We start from the raw sequence: 18,313 nt of genomic DNA on the forward strand, positions 1-18,313 counted from the left end.
TCTGACCTAGCGCAGCAACCCTGCGGCCTTCAGGGCCTCTTCTATTGTGCGGGACACGCGGTCTTGAACGGTCGTTTCTCGCGCAGGCCTGTCCGCCGAATTGGTGATCGCATCCTGGCCTGGCAAATCGTGAGCGAGCCGTTCGTCTTCGTTCAGGATACCCCAGGTCCGCGCCATTTCACGACTGGACCCGACGTTCACGTCGAGGAGAAACGGCCCCGCGGCTCCGCAAGCTTGCGGTCCGCGGGTCTGCACTGGCGTCCCGTGTCCCATGCCGGCGATACGGTGCAACTCGACCACTTGGCGGCCGTCCGATGCGACCCAAGCTTCGAAAGCTCGGCCGTCAGCGGACTGGCGGTGTTGCGCCTCGGCCGGGCTGTGCACATCCGTCCACTGCGCGACCAGCGCCTCGGCTGAAGCCGGCCGGACGGTCATATCGCCATCGCCGTGCCAGATTGAAATACTCGGCCAAGGCCCTTGATGGGCGGACGCAGCGCGCACAGTGTCGCCCCATTCCGAAGCCGTCCGTGCCCTGAGGTTTGTCATGGCCGCAAACGCTTCCCCCATTGTGGATGCCGCGCCATACGGCAAGCCAGCTATGATGCCGACGCCGGCGAACAGCTCGGGATAGGTCGCCGCCAAGACACCCGCCATGGCCCCGCCTGCCGAAAGGCCCGTGATGAACACGCGGCCAGGGTCGCTTCCATGATCCGACACCGCGGCGCGTACCATGGCCGCGATCGAAGCCGCCTCCCCACAGCCCCGTGCTGTGTCGCTCTCAAGAAACCAGTTGAAGCAGCGGTTGGGATTGTTCGTTGCAGCCTGCTGCGGGCAGAGGACCGCGAAACCGTGGCGCTCAGCCAGGTCCAGCCAACCGGCGCCAGACGCATAGGCTTCTGCAGTCTGAGTGCATCCGTGGAGAACTACAACGAGAGGTGCGCCGGCGGGCAACCCCTTCGGTGCAAACTCAAGGCGCTCTAAACCGCCCGGATTAGGCGACACCTTACCGACCCTTAGCCGCCGCCCCTTCGCCCCATCCTTCGCGCCGTTTCGTGAAAATCCATCTGGGATGAGGGACGAGGATGGTTGATGCATGGCGGATCCTTGTCCGGCGAGCCCGGCCCAACTTCTATGATGTTGTCGCGATCTACTGAAGATCGCGGACTGCGATCTCACACCGCACGGCAAACGGCCCGGCGTCGAGGACACCGGGCCGTTCTGATCACCACCACTCGGCTCAGCCGGGTAGCGAGACCGGCTTATCGATAGCGGGCGCGTTCCTCGAGGATCTGATCCGAGGTGTAGGGCTTGGCGTCGGCGTCGAAACCGGACCAGCCCGATTGGCGATAGGCTTCGCCGCGCGCGGTGGCGTCATAACCGCGGCTGCTGTCCAGGATCGCTTGAATCCGCTGCGCCTCGTCGCCGTCGGCCTTGACGCTGACGAGCGTGCCACCGCGACGGACACCTTCCGAATAGACGTTCGCTTCTTCGTCGCTGTGGCCGGATTCTTTCAGCGCTCCGAGCAGGCCGCCTGTCGCGCCGCCGGCTGCAGCGCCTACCGCTGCGCCGACCGCCGTCGAGGCCAGCCAGCCGGCGGCGACAACCGGGCCGAGGCCCGGAATGGCGAGCATGCCGAGGCCGGCAAGGACGCCTGCGCCTGCGCCGAGCAGACCGCCGGTGGTCGCGCCCTTGCCGGCGCCGTCAGCGACATCATTCTCGCCGTCGCCGTTACGGTCTCCAAGAGGGAGTGCCTTGTGGTCGCCTGATCCAGCATGCCAGTTGTCGGCGTTGTTCGAAACGATGCTGATCTTGTCGTGGGAAACGCCAGCGGCTTCGAGTTTCGAAACGGCGTCGAGGGCTTCGGTGTGGCTGTCGAACAGCCGAGTGACGGTCGCCATGAGGGGCTCCTTGGGAATGTTTGAGAGGATCAGAAATTAGGTTGCGATTATTGGGGCGTCACGACGCCCTTGTAATCGACTGAAACGGTGGTGGGTTCGCCGCCCGCACGGCTGGCCTGGCCCTTCCAGATACCCTGATCGTCCTGCATCAGGGGGCCGGAGACGACGTAGCCTTGTTTCTCGATCGCTTCCTTCGCCTGGCCTTCGGTGAAGGAGTTTGCGCCGGGTGTCAGGGCGGCCTTTTCGGATGTTTCCTGCGTATCGACGGCAGGGTTCATCGGTGTTTCGGCGGAAGAGACGGCAGGGCCTTCGACAGGCGCCTCGGTTTGATCGTTGTTTCCGCAGGCGGTCAGAAGGACGGCGGTCGCCGAGAGGGCGAGGGCGGCTTTCAACATGGTGCTTCCTTTCAAAGTGGTCCATCGAAAGGGGCCGCCGACCGGGTTCGTTCCGAATGCCAAGGTTGTTAGATTTGGAAATTCCCGCCGTGGGCGGGCGCTGTTTGGCGCAGGGTCAGGCGGACGCTCGCGAGGGGCAGCGCCGCTAGCGGAAGTCCCGTGTGCTGGGCCGGATCGTCTCGATGTGAAGATCGGGAACCGGGTCGGTCGATTTCTAATGGAAACAGGACTGGCTGATCGCGACGCTGCGTATTCCGGCAGAGCGTCTCTGCGTCTGAAGGGCGCTCCAGCCGGAGCACTGATCAGTCCTCACGCGACGTCAGCAGATTAGAGCGGCCATACACTGATCTATGTTTGATAGACCATGCTCAGGTTGTGCCACCGTTCCCCGATCGAGAGAGGGGAGAGCCGTGACCGATTTCCGAATCTACGTCTATGCAGACGGGTTGGTTCTGCCTCTGGTCGTCCCTGTCACCTGCGCGTCGGAAAACCTGGCAGATCGCCTTCGCAGCCTGTTCGCCCACGACCTAGTCGCGACGCGCGCCGAGGTGTGGGACGGATCGACGATGATCATGCGTATCGACGCAAATGGAATCGCCGCGCTCGTTCGGCTGTCGGAGCCCAACTGCGAACCGCAGCACGACGAGGGCATGATCCACTGAACCATCGCGGAAGCGGTTTAGCCTTCAGTCGTGAGGCTGATCCAAACGCAGACTGGTCCCGATTGCGTTAAGAAGCTCGACAGGCTCCCAAACGCCCGCTGCTGAGCTGTTGGGATCATCGGAGATATCGGTAGTGACCTGGGCGGCGACGTCGACGATCTCCACTGCATCCGCCACCGTAATGATGTCGCGTGCAATCAGCCCGTGGATCAAGCTCTCGACCAAAAGTATGGCTGCGCGGCCATGCGTGTTGTTTCCGGTGGCGGCGCTAGCGACGTAAACATTATCATTGGATGTGTCAGAAGACATCAAGATCTCTCCGATCGGTCTTTTTGCCGATGGAGCTGATACCGCGCCCGCCGACTGAACGGCTTGTAGCGGACCGAGACGTTCCAACTATCACCTATATTAACATTTGACTATAACAATGAACAATATCGCTCGATCACTGGCTGTGGAATGATGTTGGAATGAGCAACCGTTTCATCGACAAGCTGAGCGGTTTTGCCAGCTTATCCTCTGCGGAAGTCGCCGCCCTTGCCACGGCGACGGGCGCACCGCGCACTCATGCCGCTAAATACGACCTTATCCGGGAGGGCGATCGGCCTGGTCCCGTTTTCGTGATGCTTGACGGCTGGGCATGCCGGTACAAGATCCTCCCGAACGGGTCGCGTCAGGTGCTGGCCTATCTGATGCCAGGCGACTCCTGCGACCTGAACGTCGGCCTGCTGGCGGAAATGGACCACAGCATCCAAACGATCACCCCGGCCACCGTCGCCACGATCGAGCGCGCCGATATGGACGAGATCATGGACAAGCACCGCGGTATCGCGAGGGCGATGTATCTGGCGCAACTGATCGACGAAGGCACGATGCGGGCCTGGATCACCAGCATGGGGCGGCGCGCCAGCATCGAACGCGTGGCGCACCTGATGTGCGAGCTCTATCTCAGGGCGCGGAATATCGGCCTGACGTTGGAACCCCGGCTGGCCGTGCCGCTGTCGCAGACGATGCTGGCCGACTCGCTGGGCATGACTCCGGTCCACCTGAACAGAGTGATGAAGGAGCTGCGATCCAGCGAAGCGATGACGTTGCAACGCGGCAGTCTGATCATCGAGGACCCGGCTAAGCTGATCCGCATCGCCGGCTTCGACGAGAACTATCTGCATCGGCGACTGCGACGAGCGATCTAAATCCGCCGTATCGGGTGCTTTTGCGCATTTGCGCATCCTGACCAACCTATGTTCGACGGCCTGCAGGATGCCCATGCCATGGTAATCCGCCGCCCGATTGATCGGGTGACAGAGCGATCGGCGCCTCCGCCGCGCTCTTGGTTCGCGGACTCCGGGATGTCGGATGATCTATTTCTGTTTCGTAGAACTCGAAGGCTGCAATGTTCCGTACATGGAGCCGATGCCGGTCGACACGCTTGAAGAAGCCGGTGAATACGCGCGCCGTCTCCTTTGCGATCAGCACAGGGCGTTGGGCGCCCACATCTTCGCCGACGAGGACTATCTGGGTACATTGACGCATAGCCAGACTACCAGCTGACGGTCGCTTGGGCAGTTCGGTAATGTCAGACTTTCATGCGGCAAAGAATGTTTTTCGCCCGCGCGCACAACTCGGTATGAGAGGTTCGAGGCGACCCCACAAACCGCGTTCGTTGTGTGAGGAAGACTTGGGAGGATTGATCATGGCGCCCAGGCTTAAGGTCTTCACCTGGTCGGACGGCTTCCGTGCTTTCTCGGTGGCGACCAGCTCACGGCCCAAGGCGCTGGAGGCCTGGGGCTCTAAACAGGATTTGTTTGCTGCGGGCCTGGCCAGCGAACTAAGCGGCGGGCCGGACTATGACGCCGCCGTGGCCTCGCCCGGAGAGGTAGTCGAGCGCGGCCTGACCATCGACATCGGCAAGATTTCGAAGCGCAAGCCGAGGACATCGGCCGCTCCCTCAAAGGCCAAGCGCGAGAAAATCGCCAAGCTGGAGGCGGCGCTGGAACGCCTGGACGCCGACTATCAGACGGCTTCCCCTGATATGGATGACAGGCAGCAGGCGCTGAACAATGCGCGCGCTACGCTGGACTGCGACCACGACAAGCAACGCAAGATCATGGTCGCCGATCTCAGGAGGGCGAGGGGTTAGGCCCTACCTACTGATAGCCGCCTTCTTCCTCGCGTTGGCGCGCCGCCTCTTCCTGGGCTTTATCACCATCGGCCATGTCTTCCGGATCGAGGTCTTCTTCGCGGGGTTGCGGGTCCATGGCGTCTCTCGCTTCTTAGGGGTTAATGACGGTTAGAAGGGAAGGTGGCGACGCCGCCGGTTCAGCAGCACCAGGCCCGCCACCGCGACGCCCACAACGGCCGCCGTCGCCAAGGCCGCTTGATGTCGGCGCTCGTATTTGACGAACCCCATCTCCACGAGCGGATTGGGCATCCGGCCGCGACCGATATCCTGAACCAGGCCTTCGACCGAGTTCACGCGGTCTGCGCCCATCAACAGCAGCCAATGGCCCCACTGGCCTTCGCTGAAGCGAAAGGCCGCGCGGCGCATCATGCCCGACAGACCGGCGGGGGGCGTCGATTCCCCGACCACCGCCGGGCGACGGCCGTATTCCACCGACTGAAGGATTTCGACGCCGGCGACCTGGGCTATGGGCGGCGTCCAGTTGGCGCCGGGACCGTCGTCGCGGCTGCGGTCGCGGATCGGCCAGGTCGGATCGTTCTCGGGATCGGCGTCCACGCCCCAGCCGACGACGGCCGTCGGATCGATCAACGGATAGGCGGCGGTTGGGGCCTCGTCGGCGGCGGCGTTGGCCTTATCGCTCTGTGTCATGGGGTTCCGATCACTCTGCATTGGGAATCAGGACAGGCTTGATGCAGCCGTCCAGCTTGGAGGAGAACAGATGATAGGCTTCGGCCACGTCCTCCAGAGGCACCCGGTGGGTGATCAGGCCCTTGGGGTCGATCCGGCCCGCCTGGACGTGATCGATCAGGCGCGGCAGCAGCCGTTTCACCGACGCCTGGTTGGCCCGGATGGTGACGCCCTTGTTCACGACATTGCCGATCGGGATCATGTTGCCGGTGGGCCCATAGACCCCAACGATCGAGACGACGCCGCCCTTCTTGACCGAATTGATCGCCCAGGCCAGCGGGGTCGCATTGCCCGCCTCCAGCTTGAGCTTCTTGCCGAACAGGCTGTGCCAGGCGTTGCCAGAGGCGTCTGCGCCGACGGCGTCGATACAGACGTCGGCCCCGATCTCGGTGATCTTCTTCAGGAAAACGACCGGGTCGCCGATCTCGCGGAAATCATAGACCTCCGCCGGGCAATAGGTGCGAGCGAACTCCAGCCGGTATTCGACGTGGTCGATGACGATCACCCGCCCCGCGCCGAACAGCCAGGCGCAACGCGCGGCCATCAGCCCCACCGGCCCGGCGCCGAACACCACCACCGTGTCGCCCTTCTGGATGCCGCCCATCTCCGCCGCCTGATAGCCGGTGGGCACGACATCGGTCAGCAGAACCGCGTCATCGGGGTCCATCCAGTCCGGGATCAGCGTCGGGCCGAAGTCGGCATAAGGGACGCGCACATATTCGGCCTGACCGCCGTCATAGCCGCCCGCCGTGTGGGAATAGCCGAAGATGCCGCCGACCGCCGTGGCCTGGGCGTTGGACTCATGACAGTTGCCGAACAGACCCTGTTTGCAGAAGTGGCACTGGCCGCAGGCGATGTTGAAGGGCACCAGCACCCGGTCGCCGCGCTTCAGGTTTTCGACGTCGGGTCCCACCTCCTCAACCACCCCGCAGAACTCATGGCCGAAGGTCATGCCGACCCGGGTGTCCGGCACCATGCCGTGATACAGATGCAGGTCCGAGCCGCAGATGCACGACCGCGTCACCCGCACCACGGCGTCGCGCGGATGCTGGATCACCGGCATCGGCTTGTGTTCGATCCGGACCCGTCGCGGCCCTCTGTAATCCATCGCCAGCATGCGGTTTTCCTTGTCCTGAAGGACAACCAACAGGCCTTTGACGGCGCGGTTCCTTGTGTCCGATGATGGACACCGGGCTTTGGCGAGAGCGACGACGGGCAGGCGGCGTTATACCCCGCGCCCCGACCGGACGTTTCGGTAGGGGCGATGTCGCCGTCGGGGTTGCGCCCTGGTTTCGGTTGAAGATGCGCGTGACGGGCTGGCCGACACGCCGTGCAGCAGGATCGACATCAGGCAGGTCAGGCCGCCCAGCGCCCACAGTCGTTCGCCCTGCCAGGAATGGCGAACAGGGGTTGCGCCGGGGTTGCGCAGATGATCGGCAGCGACAGCGGAACTTGCGGCGGTTAGGCCAAGAGGGTGTTCCGCGCGCCGGCGACGAACAGGATGATAATAGAGGGATCAGCCTGCCGCTCCGGACCGAAGACGCCGATACATATGCGTTAGCGCCGATCCGGTCCCACCGTCGGTCGATCTCACTTTCAGTGAAATTCGATGAGGGCCCGATCGGCCCCGTGATCTGCGCGCAGGGAGGCGGGCTTGCCGCAAAGCCAGATTCGCTCGACCGTGATGGCCTTCCAGCCTTGCGGCAGGACGACCGGGCGGTCGGGCCAGTTCGCCGGATCGCCTTGCGTCCGCAAACCGGTGAAGCCGAACAGCAGGCCCAGCAGCATCCCCGCCAGGTTGGCGAAGAAGGGTCCGGCGGCAGTCTCACTGTCGGGGTGGTCCGGACGGTATTCGAGGCATTGGTGGAAACGGCCGGCGTCGTAGGCGGCGTATCCTTCCTCGAACAGCTTCAGCGCCAGAACGCGGTCGCCGGCCCTGGCCGCCCAGGCGCCGTAAAGGGCGGGGAACATCGGCGAGCCGACATAGGCTTCCCAGTGCGACAGATAGAAGTCGAGCGTGCTGCGCTCCACCGCTTCGCCGGCCTCGTAGTCGCCTGGAAACAGCCCTGCGAGCGGAGACGGTGTCGCTCCCTTCGGTTCGTCCACCCGGAAGCCGTCATGCGCCGCGATGACCTGATCCGACCGGATCGGGAGGTAGAGATCCTCTCTTATCGCGCGCCAGGCCTCGGGCGGGGTGCGGTCCAGGGCCTCCGCCGCCGCGACGGCCCGGCCCAGCACGTCATGAACCAGCATCAGGGAGAAGGCGTCGTTGTCGGGCGGGTTAGGCACTTCTGCGGGTCCCGTGGCGCGCTTGAGTTCATATCCGCGCGTGGTGAGCGTCAGGCGGCTAACGATCCAGTCCGCGACGCCGCTGAGCACCGGCCAGGCGTCTTCGCGCAAGAAGGCCGCGTCGCCGGTCGCCTCTGCGAACAGGGCGAAGGCGCGGGCGACATGCAGGGACCCGTGATCCTCGTGCGCCGCGCCCGAGCCGCCGCCCGGGGTCGCCTCCTGCCCGGTCATCGGGGCGGCTTCCCATGGAAACTGCAATCCCTGTCGGCCAGACAGCCGGGCATTTGCGCCCGCCGCCGCCAGGCCTCGGCTGCGGAAATCCAGCACGGCCCGGGCGGCGTCGGGCTGGCTGAGGATCAGCGGAGGCAGGCAGAAAGCCTCGATGTCCCACATCACATGGCCGAAATAGTAGGTGTAGTCGCGCCACGTCGCGAGGCCGAAGATCGAGGTCGCCGCCGGCGACGCCGCGTGGACCGAACTGTTCAGATAGAAGAAGGCGGCGTCGATCAGTCCCTGATGCTCCGGTGTGGCGCCGACAGCGACGACGCGCCCTCGCCACAGCTCGCGCCAGGCTTCGCGGTTGCGAGCGCGCAGGGTGTCGAAACCCGACTGTGCGGCACGGGCCACGCGACGCACCGCCTCCTCATCCGGACGGTCATGGACGAGCGAGGGAACCAGAGCCGCCATCTGACGAAGCCGCACGCCGCGTTTGCCGACCATGCCCAGGTCATAGGCGGTCTGCAGCGGGCCGCTGGCGTCCCAGGCCGTGACGTCTCGCTCCGCCGCCGGAACGGTCTCGGTGATCAGCGCAACGCCGCAGGTCGATAGATTCCCCTCTGTCGACCAAAGCAGCGACCCGTCGCAGGCCACTTCAGGCTCGCCTGGCGTGTCGGTGCGACGGCGGGTAACCCGGCCGCGCAGATCTGCTGTCGCGACGCGGGCGCGGATTTGGACATGGCAGCGGGCGTCGGGATGGACGTTCAGCTCCTGCAGCACCACGGTCGGAGCGGTGCGACTGGCGAAGGTGACCGTCTCGAAGGCGACCTCGACGCCGCCCAACCGGGCTCGCCATCGGCTGGTCAGTTCGCCGGTTGCGAAGTCGTAGGCCTGGGCCAGGTCGGTCACGCACCACGGCTGATCCGACAGCCAGACGCCGTTGACGGCTACGTCGGCCTCCAGCGGATAGGGGACCGGTGAGGCCGCTTCGATCCGGCGTTCCGGATCCTCGCCGACGACCCCGTTGAGAAGACACATGCCGGGCGCCAAGGCCATCTCGCGTATGCGCAGCCCGACCAGGCCGTTGGCGATATAGGCGGGCAGGGCGCCGTCGCGGGGGCCGACGGCTTCGGCGGGGCTGATCGGCCGCCAGTCCTGTGGGGTCCGTTTAGCGCCAGCCATCCAGCACCTCCGCGATTTTTCGGCGCTCCGTCTTCTCCGCGACGGACATCCTCTGCATGTCGACGCACAGATGGACGGCCATCTTCGGTATGGCGTGTCGCAATGCGTCAGCCATGTCCGAGCGTTCCAGCAGGGAAGGGAGGGCGAACGCCTTCGTCGTCAGGCGTGACCTCTGTATCGGCATGATGCTCGATCAGGCCGCTCTCGACCTCGGCGCGGGAGAAGACTTCCTCCTGCCCGTCTTCGAGCAGTTGATCTTCGTCGTGGCCGAGACCGCCTTGGGCCAGTCCGGATCGGGGGTCGTTGGTGGCCGGGGCGGGTGTCGCGACGTGCGCGAAAGCCTCGACTGCAAATTCCGAGATCGCGGCGTTGTAAAGGTCGTGGCGTTCCAACAGGCCCATGTGGTTGACCCCCTCGATGTCCAGCCGCCGCCCCAGCGGAGCCGCATTCCTAATCGCCTCGCCGGCCGACGGCAGGGTGACGATATCGGCGTGACCCGTCACCACGAGCAGCGGGCCATCGAAGCCACGAACGGCGTCGGTGGCGTCCCAAGCGAACATCGCTAGATTGCCGCGCGCCGAGGCGCCGGGAGGATTGCGCGTAGACAACAGGCTGGTGTGGTCCAGCTGGCTGCGGGTCACATAGCGACCGAACCCCAGCCGATGCGCCAGATGCGCCGACCCGTTCAGATAGCCCTGCCAGGCGAACAGCCAGATCACGGGCTGAAGCACGATGGCGACCCACATCAGCGGTTCGAGCACCGGATGTCTCAGCGCCCTCATGACAGGCGAGGCGATCATGGTCTTGAGCGGGTTGGTGTAGGTTGTGTTCAGCAGGACCACGCCCTTGACCTGATTTCTTACCGCAGGTTCCCCATCGCGGATCAGCGTCTGGATCGCCATGCCGCCGATGCTGTGACCCACGAGGACGACGGGCCCGCCGGTCCATTCAACCACACGCCCGAGGTCGCGGGCGAAGGCCTCAAGCGAGATGTTACCGCGCGAGCGGCCCAGTCCCGGCAAATCCCACACGACCACGCGGAAACGATCGCCGAGAGCCCGGCGCGCGTAGTACCAGATCGTGCTGTCCAATCCCCAGCCATGAGTGAGCACCAGGGCCGGTGCGTCGGCCGGGCCGTGGCTTTCGACATAAAGGCGCGCGCCGTCGGGGCCGTCGATGATTGCGCCGTTCCCGCGTTCTGCCTTGGTTTTGTCCCTGTCCCCGCGCGCCAATAGGAAGCGGAGCGGCACATGGCCCAGCAGAGACCAGGCGATCAGCCCAAGGGCGCCCCAAAGACGCCAGTCTTCATAGACCCGCACCGCTTCTCCGGCGGGGTCCGTCACCACACGTCCGTCCTGCCACGACCAGAGGAGATAGACGGCCAGGGCGATCCAGAGGATCGATAAGACCCCCAGCAGTAGCCGGGTGAGGAAGGTAAGGGGCATGTCGGCATCCGGTGCGCAAAAACGCGCTCCGAGGCCAACCAGCCGTCCCCGACGGATGTTCCCCGAACGATCGGAAAAGCGCGCCAGTGTCCACGATGCGACTTTCGGAACAGGGGCCTTGGCGACCGGTTTGATCAGCCTGGCCTCAAAGGATCATCCCCATGTTCATGCACAACAAACGACTGATGTACACGGTGCGCGTCGCCGAGCCGAACCCCGGCCTGGCCACGCTCATGCTCGAACAATTCGGCGGCCCGCAGGGCGAGCTCGCCGCCGCCATGCGCTACTTCACCCAGGCGCTCGGCGAAGAAGATGCAGGCCGCAAGGACATGCTGCTGGACATCGCCACAGAGGAGCTGAGCCACCTGGAGGTGATCGGGTCGATCGTTTCAATGCTGAACCGCGGCGTCAAGGGACAGCTGGCCGAGGCGGCGCTGGAGGAGGCCGAACTTTACGCCTCTCTCAATGCGGGCGGTGAAAGCCACACCACGTCGATCCTTTACGGCGGCGCGCCGGCATTGGTGAACTCGGCCGGGGTGCCGTGGACCGCAGCCTATATCGACTCGATCGGCGATCCGACCTGCGACCTGCGCTCGAACATTGCGGCGGAGTCGCGCGCCAAGATCGTTTATGAACGCCTGATCAACTGCACAGACGATGCCGGCATCAAGGATGCCCTGGCCTTCCTGATGACCCGCGAGGTCGCCCACCAGAAGTCGTTCGAAAAAGCGCTCTACGCCATCGAGCCCAACTTCCCGACCGGCAAGCTCGCCGGCCTGCCGGAGTTTTCGGACAAATATTTCAACCTGTCCCAGGGCGAGGGCGACGCGCGGGGCCCGTGGAATGAAGGCGAGCAGTGGGAGTTCGTCGATGACTACGACGCCCAGGCCGCCGTCGATGGCGGTGATGGAACCGCAAGCGTCGAACTGTCCGTTCTCGAAACGGACGCTGTCGAGGCCTTCGCGACGCGAACGGCGTCGGATCCCAGCGTCAATCCCGTCACCGGCGCCGACCTCGGCGCAGGCCCGGGCGCAGGCACGATGACGCGACTGGAGGACTGACGGCGGCACCGCCCGAAGGCTGGATGCGGTACTTCTTTCATAGCGCCAATGGCGAAATCTTCACCGACAACGAAGGTGAAGAACTTGTCGATGACCTGGCGGCGCGGCGTGAAGCCGTTCTCCTGTTCGCCGCGCTGTTGCTAGACCACTCCGAGGCCTTCTGGGTGGACGGTCGGTTCAGCGTCAAGGTGATGGACGCCGGCGGGCGGGTGGTGGCGGAAGTCACCGCGTCACCCGGCGGATCGCCTTCCACCCCTCACTGAGGCGCGATCCGTTGCAGACTTAACGCATGTGAATGCAGCCCTGGACCGAAAGGCCCAGGGTTTTTTTCATGCAGACCTCTTTCGCCATGACGTCTCAACCGATGATGGAGCCCATGGCTCGTCCTGCAACCCTGCGGTTGTGGCGCGCGTTTGCGCCGTTGGACATGGACATAAGGGCTCGCGCTCTGCGCAGCGGCGGCGTGGACGCCGCCAAAAAGGGCGACGCCTTCCAGGCGCAAGGCGAGATTGCGGTGGTGCTCGGGGGCTGTCTGCTGCTGACAGTGGACCAGTCGCCCTTGTGTGCGGGCGTCGCGGGGGCGGGCGACTTGGTCGATCTGGGCGGTGGCGCCAGCGGGCGCTGGATCGCGGCGGGCGAGATTTATCGCGCTTCGCTGAAGACCTTCCTCGACGACGCTGGCGATGCCGGTCTTCGCTTTCTGCTTCTCGCCGCCGAGCGTCGACGGCAAGCGGCTGACGCCCGCCTGGCCTGCGCCATGGCCCACCCCGCAGTAGCCCGCGTCGCCAGCCTTTTGCTGGAGATCGACGCCGTCTGCGATGGGTCCGACGTGCCCCTGTGCCAGTCCGACATCGCCGCCATGCTGGCCCTTCGCCGCACCAGCGTAAACGCCGCTTGCCAGACCCTGCGCCGTGCGGGCGCTATCCGGACGATCCGTGGGAGGACGATCGTTCTGGATCGCCAGAAGCTTGCCGAGGCGGCGTGCTGTTCGCTCAGCCACGACAGTCTTCCAGATGGCGTAGCAGGCGACGTTTTCGCGGCCTGATCCGCGCCTCAGGACGCGCTTGGGTGGATCGCATCTTCGACCGCCAGACGATGCAGCAGCCGGATCGCTTCGCACGGACTTGTCCGTGACGCTTCAAGAACCTGATGCATCAGTGGCGCGAAGGACGGCGTCAGCCGTGGCACGGACATCGACCAGTCCTGAAACAGGCGTGAGGTGACCTGGCCCTGCTGCACGACGTCGATTTCGCAATGTCGGCTGTCCGACTCCAGCCGTCGCATCAGGCGGTCCAGACCCACGGCCGGTCCTTCCATTGCTTGGAAGAACCAGCCATCGTCGAAGACGAGACTGCCGGTGATGTGATCGCGGCTGTTGTTCCGCTCGGATACAGCCAGAATGTCGGCGATCAACGCAAGAGACGGCTGGAGCGTGTTCGCGCGGCTACGATACGCCCAGCGCTCCAGCTTGATCACTTGCCTTGGAGGTGTCGGGATGAGAGGGCTCAACCGGCGGGCTCGGCGAAGGCGGTCGAGACGGACTTGATCGAAGGCCGCTCAAGCCGTTCCGAAAGCCGGCGATAGGCGGCCAGAGCCTGACCCACGACCTGGTCCATATTGTAGTAACGATAGGTCGCCAGTCGCCCGACAAAACTGACGTCCGGCCGCGCCAGGGCCAGCGCTTCGTAGCGCTTGTAGAGCGCCTGGTTCTCTGGGCGAGGCACGGGGTAGTAAGGATCCCCCTCGGCCGACGGATACTCATAGGTGACGCTGGTCTTCGCGTGGATCTGGCCGGTCAGGTGCTTGTATTCGGTGACGCGGGTCTGGGGCGTGGCCTCGTCCGGGTAGTTGATTGTGGCGACGGCCTGGGCGTGCGGCTGGTTCAGGGTGGCGTGTTCGAACCGTAGCGAGCGATAGGGCAGCCGGCCGTAGCGGTGATCGAAGAATTCGTCGATCGGGCCGGTGAAGACCAGATGTTCGACATCCACCTGATCGGCGACCTCGCGATAGTCGACGCCGGTGCGCACCTCGATGTTCGGATGTTCCAGCAGGCGTTCGAACATGCGCGTGTAACCGTCCAGCGGCATGGCCTGGAAGACGTCGGTGAAATACCGGTCGTCGGTGTTGGTGCGGGTCGGAACCCGCGCCGTGACGGACCGGTCCAGCTCCGACGGGTCGAGGCCCCACTGTTTGCGCGTATAGCCGCGGAAGAAGGTCTCGTAGAGTTCGCGGCCGACCGCAGAGACCACGACGTCCTCGGACGTCTTGATCGGGGAGACCGGCTCGGCGCGCGCCTCCAGCCAGGCCGCCGCCTCGGCGTCTGTGTTCAGCTCCAGACCATAAAGCTGGTTCAGGGTGGTGCGGTTGATCGGGATCGGGGTCTGCTGATCGCCGACCTGGGCTAGGACGCGATGCTCATAAGGCCGCCAGCGCGTGAACCGCGACAGATAGGCGAACACCTCGACCGAGTTGGTGTGGAAGATGTGCGGGCCGTAGCGGTGGATCAGCAGTCCGGCGGCATCCAGTTCGTCATAGGCGTTGCCGCCGATGTGAGGGCGTCTATCGACGACCAGCACGCGCTTGCCGCCTTCGGAGGCGAGCCGTTCGGCCATCACCGCGCCGGCAAACCCTGCGCCGACGACAAGCACGTCATAGTCTGTGCGTGGCTTGCTACGCCGGATTGGCGCGCGGCTCGTCGCGGCTGAGGGCGTGCGGGTCCGGGTCACCCGGTCGAGCTGGGCGGTCATGCGCAGCAGGGTCTGGTCCCACGACAGTTCGGCCAGCAGGCCGTCGACCGCCGGAAGCCAAGCCGCCTTTGGACCACGCGCAAGCGCGAGGGCGGCCTCGCATGCCGCGATGAAGGCCTCCGGGCTGTCGGCGATTTCGACCCCTGGCAGGTCGCCATAGTGACGCACAACGTCGCGGATGGAGGTCGAGACAACCGGCCGGCCGGCCGCCAGATATTCCGGCGTCTTCGTCGGGCTGATGAAACGTGTCGACTCGTTGAGGGCGAACGGCATCAGGGCCACGTCCCACCCGGCAAGGATGGCCGGAAGATCGCCGTAGGCCGCGCTCCCGGGATAGGTCAGATTGGGCCGGCGCGGCAGTTCGCTCTCGGCGATCTTCACCACCGGGCCGACGACGACGATCGACCAGTCAGGTCGCGCATCGGCCACGGCGGCGAGCAGACCCAAATCCATCCGCTCGTCTATGACGCCGTAGAATCCGAAAGTCGGGCGATCGTCGCGCACCACTTCCATGTCGCGCGCCTGGCCAAAATGGTCGCGGTCGACACTGGAGGGGAAGGGGTGGATGTCGGCATGGAGGTGCTGCTTGGCCTCGAACAGGCTGTAGCCGCCGGTGAAGACCAGGTCGGCGTTTGCGATCAGTTCCTGCTCCAGCGGCCTCAGGCTGGCTGGCGCGAAACGGAAGTTGGCCAGCTCATCCATACAGTCATAGACGACCGCGCCCGCCGGGATGTGCCGCGAGATCGGCAGCATCATGGGCGTGTAATACCAGAGCACAGGAAGATGGACGCCACGCGCCGACAGCAGATCGTCCAACAGGTTCCGCAGACTGGATTCGACCTCGGCTGGCGACAGACCTTCAGGCAGGATCGGGGTGGCGACAATGACGACGCCGGGCTGGTCGGGCGTGAGGTGGAAGGCGACTTCGGCTTCGGGCTCGAAGATCGGCTCCTCGACGTAGATGACCGGCCGTGTGGCGGCGAGCCGCGTCATCAGATGCTGCGGACGCTGGAAGACGAAATCCCAACGCAGATGGGAGAAGCAGACCACGGCGGGATGGCTGGTATCGTCCTGGCGAAGGGGAACGACCGAGGTTGTGGGATCCGGAGCAGCCATGGACGAGTCTTTCAGCAAGAGGGAACGGGGCTCTGAAGGGATTGGAGGGGGTGCAGTCCGGCGGGCGTCGAGGGTCAGTCGCGCCGGTTCGGTCCACCAGCCCCGCACGGGGGCCGTGCCGGCCTCGCCAGCAGCAAGGGCAGTGACGAAGGCGGCCAGCGGGGTCGGGACGGGCGCGCCCTTGGACACGTCGAAGACGCCCGCCTCATAGGCATGGTTCGGCCCGACCAGCAGTCGGTCCCACCCCGCCGAGCCGAGCAAGGACCAGACGGTGACGGCCTCGACCGGAATTCCGGATCGGCGGGCGGCGCAGGCGGCGTCCCAGCACTGGGCCAGCCAGGCGATCTGTTCGTCGGCGCTGCAGCCGAGATGGCATTCGGTGACGGCGACCGGGCGGTCGTAACGCTGCGCCAGGTCCGCCAGCGCCTCGCCCCAGCGGGGGCGCCAAGTCTCCAGAGCGCGGACCGTCTCGATGTCCGCATAGGCCAGTTCGCCGTTTCCGCCGTGGCTCGCGGGCGTATGAAGCTCAAGTCGGTGGTCAAGAAACCGGTCGCTGGTGACGTAGGCGTTCATGCCGATCAGATCGGCCGGACAGGTTTCGTCGCATAGGCGATCCAGCCTCTCGGAATGCCCCATGTCATCCAGCATGGCGCGAAGCGGGTGGGCTGCGTCCACGCGACCGGCAAGTAGGTCCCAGGTCATGTAGCGTCGCAGGTTCTCAAACTCCGCCTGGGGATCGCATGGCGGGGTCGCCGTCACGTGGCCGAAGTCCTCGGTCTGGATCAGTCGCGCGTCGGGCGTGACGGTTCGAATGGACGTCATGGCGGCGGCGGTTGCGTCGATCTGGTTCAGAAGCGCGTTCCAGAACGCCTTGTCATCACGCTGATGCGGGCTCCAATGACCGTACAGGCAACTGAACCGCGCGGTGGTCAGGGGCTCGTTAACCGGGGTCCAGTCCCGCACCCACGGATAGCGCGCCGCGACGAGGCCGGCGAAGGCCGCGAGGCCTGTCGCGAAATCTGGCGTGGTCAGATCGGCCCATCGGGGCCCAGAGCCGTGATGAACCAAGCCGACGATAGGCCGGATTTCGAGCTCCGACAGCCGGGCCATATAGGCATCCGCCCAGGTCCAGTCATGGACGCTCGGCGCCATCTCGATCCGTTCCCACAACAGGGGGACCCGCAGGACGCGAAGACCCAAGGCATGGAATTGATCAAGGTCTGACAGACGGTCGTGATGCCCCGTCATCCGTATCTGGTCGATGACCTGGTCGCCAACCCGGTTGACCGTGCACTCCACGCCGCCCCAGATTTCCGGCGCGGCGGACGTCAAGATACGACCACGGCGAGCTGCGGGCGGAAGCCGAAGCGGGGTGCGCGGCGCCAAGCCACAGCGCTGGCCACAATGGCCGATAGGGAGGCGATATGAGGGTGCCAGCCCAGCCTTTCAGCGGCCTTGCGACAGTCCGCGACCAGCGCGGGAGGGTCGCCGGCGCGTCGTGCGCCGATCTGATGGGGGGAGGGGCGCCCGGTTGCCTGCTCCACGGCGGCCAGCACGTCGAATACCGAATGGCCCCGACCGCCGCCGAGATTGAACGCCGCGAAATGCTCCCCGCCCAACGGCAGGTCCAGAGCCAGACAGTGGGCCCGCGCCAGATCGGAGACGTGGACGTAGTCGCGCAGACAAGCGCCGTCCGGCGTCGGAAAGTCCGCGCCGAAGACCGTCAGCGCCGGACCGAGGCCAAGCGCGGCTTCGATCGCCAGGGGTATCAAATGGCTTTCGCAGCTATGAGCCTCGCCTAGGTCGCCGTCCTCGTCCGCGCCTGCGGCGTTGAAATACCGCAGGGCGACACCTTCCAATCCGTAAGCGCGGGCATGGGCGGCGATCATCCGCTCGGCCGCCAGCTTGCCGTCGCCATAGGGATTGATCGGAAGGGTCGGCGCGGACTCCGCCAAGCGGTCGTCCACCGCGCCGGTCGGCAGACCGTAAACGGCGGCGGTCGAGGAGAAGACCATCCGGCGCACGCCGGTCTCACGCATCGCCCACAGCACAGCGGCGACGCCGTTGACGTTGATGTCCCAGAAGGGCGCGGGATCTGCGGTTGAGCGTCCGACCTCGATCAGACCGGCGAAATGGATCACGCCGCTGATCCCGTAGTCGTTCATGACTTCCAAGAGATGGTCGCGGTCGCGCACGTCCCCGACCACCAATGGCCCCCATTGGACGGCGGCGCGATGCCCGTTGCTGAGATCGTCATAGACGACGGGGGTAATGCCGGCCCTATGCAGGGCTTTGGCGGTGTGCGCGCCGATGTAGCCGGCGCCGCCGGTTACAAGGACCGAACGTGAAGTTGTCATGGGGGCTCCTGCCAAAAGGAGCGCCGCCACAAGGCCTACGTTCCGAAAGTCAGGTGTTGGTCACAGCCTGCGGCAG

Annotated in this window: 18 protein-coding genes; 7 read left to right on the top strand and 11 right to left on the bottom strand. The window is 65.2% G+C overall.

Going from position 1 to position 18,313, the window contains the following annotated elements; translation table 11 throughout:
* Positions 1–6 precede the first annotated feature (6 nt).
* The 3 genes from ACK4MH_RS02550 to ACK4MH_RS02560 form a co-directional block, all read right to left on the bottom strand.
* Positions 7–1,095: an alpha/beta hydrolase family esterase gene (locus ACK4MH_RS02550; protein ID WP_409714298.1), complete on the bottom strand. Its 1,089-nt coding sequence runs from the start codon at positions 1,093–1,095 to the stop codon at positions 7–9.
* 164 nt (positions 1,096–1,259) lie between these two features.
* A complete protein-coding gene (locus tag ACK4MH_RS02555) occupies positions 1,260–1,898 on the bottom strand; it encodes a hypothetical protein (protein WP_409714301.1) in 639 nt (212 codons plus the stop codon).
* A gap of 47 nt (positions 1,899–1,945) precedes the next feature.
* Positions 1,946–2,293 (bottom strand): hypothetical protein, encoded by a 348-nt coding sequence (locus ACK4MH_RS02560; RefSeq protein ID WP_409714304.1) that lies wholly within the window; start codon positions 2,291–2,293, stop codon positions 1,946–1,948.
* Positions 2,294–2,703: 410 nt separating this feature from the next.
* Here ACK4MH_RS02560 and ACK4MH_RS02565 point away from each other — a divergent pair, with 410 nt between their 5' ends.
* Positions 2,704–2,955 carry a hypothetical protein gene (locus ACK4MH_RS02565; protein WP_409714306.1) on the top strand — a complete coding sequence of 84 codons (252 nt, stop codon included), beginning with the start codon at positions 2,704–2,706 and terminating at the stop codon, positions 2,953–2,955.
* 24 nt (positions 2,956–2,979) lie between these two features.
* Here ACK4MH_RS02565 and ACK4MH_RS02570 read toward each other — a convergent pair whose 3' ends face one another.
* Positions 2,980–3,264, bottom strand: a complete 285-nt coding sequence (locus ACK4MH_RS02570; protein ID WP_409714309.1) for a hypothetical protein — start codon at positions 3,262–3,264, stop codon at positions 2,980–2,982.
* Positions 3,265–3,425: 161 nt separating this feature from the next.
* Between ACK4MH_RS02570 and ACK4MH_RS02575 the strand changes: the two genes are divergently transcribed.
* From ACK4MH_RS02575 to ACK4MH_RS02585, 3 genes are all read left to right on the top strand, one after another.
* The gene (locus ACK4MH_RS02575; RefSeq protein ID WP_409714312.1) at positions 3,426–4,148 is read left to right on the top strand and encodes a Crp/Fnr family transcriptional regulator; all 723 of its coding nucleotides are present in this window, start codon (positions 3,426–3,428) and stop codon (positions 4,146–4,148) included.
* A gap of 163 nt (positions 4,149–4,311) precedes the next feature.
* Complete coding sequence (locus tag ACK4MH_RS02580; RefSeq protein ID WP_409714315.1) at positions 4,312–4,506, top strand: hypothetical protein; 195 nt, start codon at positions 4,312–4,314, stop codon at positions 4,504–4,506.
* Between the two features lie 142 nt (positions 4,507–4,648).
* A complete protein-coding gene (locus ACK4MH_RS02585; RefSeq protein ID WP_409714318.1) occupies positions 4,649–5,095 on the top strand; it encodes a hypothetical protein in 447 nt (148 codons plus the stop codon).
* A gap of 150 nt (positions 5,096–5,245) precedes the next feature.
* Here ACK4MH_RS02585 and ACK4MH_RS02590 read toward each other — a convergent pair whose 3' ends face one another.
* The 4 genes from ACK4MH_RS02590 to ACK4MH_RS02605 form a co-directional block, all read right to left on the bottom strand.
* A complete protein-coding gene (locus tag ACK4MH_RS02590; RefSeq protein ID WP_409714321.1) occupies positions 5,246–5,785 on the bottom strand; it encodes a hypothetical protein in 540 nt (179 codons plus the stop codon).
* Positions 5,786–5,795: 10 nt separating this feature from the next.
* Complete coding sequence (locus ACK4MH_RS02595) at positions 5,796–6,941, bottom strand: zinc-dependent alcohol dehydrogenase (protein WP_409714324.1); 1,146 nt, start codon at positions 6,939–6,941, stop codon at positions 5,796–5,798.
* A gap of 479 nt (positions 6,942–7,420) precedes the next feature.
* A complete protein-coding gene (locus ACK4MH_RS02600; RefSeq protein WP_409714327.1) occupies positions 7,421–9,511 on the bottom strand; it encodes a glycoside hydrolase family 65 protein in 2,091 nt (696 codons plus the stop codon).
* Between the two features lie 107 nt (positions 9,512–9,618).
* Complete coding sequence (locus ACK4MH_RS02605; protein WP_409714329.1) at positions 9,619–10,956, bottom strand: alpha/beta fold hydrolase; 1,338 nt, start codon at positions 10,954–10,956, stop codon at positions 9,619–9,621.
* A 161-nt stretch (positions 10,957–11,117) separates the two neighbouring features.
* On the opposite strand from ACK4MH_RS02605, the gene ACK4MH_RS02610 reads away from it, so the two are divergent.
* The 3 genes from ACK4MH_RS02610 (at position 11,118) to ACK4MH_RS02620 (ending at position 13,062) form a co-directional block, all read left to right on the top strand.
* Positions 11,118–12,017 carry a manganese catalase family protein gene (locus ACK4MH_RS02610; RefSeq protein ID WP_409714332.1) on the top strand — a complete coding sequence of 300 codons (900 nt, stop codon included), beginning with the start codon at positions 11,118–11,120 and terminating at the stop codon, positions 12,015–12,017.
* A gap of 23 nt (positions 12,018–12,040) precedes the next feature.
* Positions 12,041–12,280: a DUF6894 family protein gene (locus ACK4MH_RS02615; protein WP_409714335.1), complete on the top strand. Its 240-nt coding sequence runs from the start codon at positions 12,041–12,043 to the stop codon at positions 12,278–12,280.
* Positions 12,281–12,393: 113 nt separating this feature from the next.
* Positions 12,394–13,062, top strand: a complete 669-nt coding sequence (locus tag ACK4MH_RS02620) for a Crp/Fnr family transcriptional regulator (protein ID WP_409714337.1) — start codon at positions 12,394–12,396, stop codon at positions 13,060–13,062.
* Positions 13,063–13,070: 8 nt separating this feature from the next.
* On the opposite strand, the gene ACK4MH_RS02625 is transcribed toward ACK4MH_RS02620, so the two are convergent.
* From ACK4MH_RS02625 to galE, 3 genes are read right to left on the bottom strand one after another with little or no spacing between them, the layout of a single operon-like run.
* Positions 13,071–13,493, bottom strand: a complete 423-nt coding sequence (locus ACK4MH_RS02625; RefSeq protein ID WP_409714340.1) for a BLUF domain-containing protein — start codon at positions 13,491–13,493, stop codon at positions 13,071–13,073.
* Positions 13,494–13,522: 29 nt separating this feature from the next.
* Positions 13,523–17,212, bottom strand: a complete 3,690-nt coding sequence (glf, locus tag ACK4MH_RS02630; RefSeq protein WP_409714343.1) for a UDP-galactopyranose mutase — start codon at positions 17,210–17,212, stop codon at positions 13,523–13,525.
* The gene (gene galE / locus ACK4MH_RS02635) at positions 17,209–18,237 is read right to left on the bottom strand and encodes a UDP-glucose 4-epimerase GalE (protein ID WP_409714346.1); all 1,029 of its coding nucleotides are present in this window, start codon (positions 18,235–18,237) and stop codon (positions 17,209–17,211) included. Before galE ends, glf begins: the two co-directional genes overlap by 4 nt.
* Between the last annotated feature and the right edge of the window lie 76 nt (positions 18,238–18,313).

It is taken from the genome of Brevundimonas sp. (assembly GCF_046295075.1).
GTDB lineage: Bacteria > Pseudomonadota > Alphaproteobacteria > Caulobacterales > Caulobacteraceae > Brevundimonas.